The organism is Streptomyces sp. PA03-1a (assembly GCF_033792805.1).
Classification (GTDB): Bacteria; Actinomycetota; Actinomycetes; order Streptomycetales; family Streptomycetaceae; genus Actinacidiphila.
On record NZ_JARAVO010000513.1, the window covers coordinates 1 to 615 of the forward strand.

Genomic DNA, 615 nt, shown 5'->3' on the forward strand with positions numbered 1-615 from the left:
CCGCTGCCCGACGCGCCGACCAGGGCCATCAGTTCGCCCTGCTGCACCAGCAGGTCCAGGCCCTGCAGGGCCTGGACCTCCACGCCCTGGGCGGTGAAGATCCGCACCAGCCGGTCGCAGACGATCAACGCGTCATGCCCGTAGGCAGGCCGCTCCCGGCTCTCGGTGACACGGCGCTCCAGATCCGCCAGTGTGACGTTGCCGCGCTCGGCGGTGCCGGACGTGTTCTGAGTCATGATCGTTCCCCCATCCGGAGTTCGGTTCCTTCTCCTCGTCGTCCTGTCAGCCAGGCCTGGACGGCCAGCACCACACACGCCAGCACCACCAGCGCGGCCGCGGGTACCAGCAGCGACGCCGCGTCGGTGCGCAGCACCGCGCCCGACAGGTCGGTGGCCGGTGTGCGGACGGTGAAGGCCAGCGCCACCAGGTCCACGCCGGGGCGTACCAGCGGCACGGTGGCCACGCTCACCAGCACACCGCCCAGGGCGCCCAGCAGGACCTGCGGCAGCATCTCCAGCACCGCCAGCCACTGCCGCTGACGACCCGTCATCCCCATCGTCCGCAGCCGCGCCAGCAGCGCCTTGCGCTGCGGCGCGTTGTGCAGCAACGACAACA

At 71.4% G+C, this 615-nt stretch carries 1 protein-coding gene and 1 pseudogene; both read right to left on the reverse strand.

What is annotated here, in order from left to right; translation table 11 throughout:
- A pseudogene (locus PV341_RS45230) lies at positions 1-236 on the reverse strand (ABC transporter ATP-binding protein); the annotation flags it as partial.
- Positions 233-615 (reverse strand): FtsX-like permease family protein (locus tag PV341_RS45235; protein ID WP_500361079.1); only part of this gene is annotated, 383 nt, incomplete at its 5' end. The gene PV341_RS45235 and the pseudogene PV341_RS45230, both read right to left, overlap by 4 nt.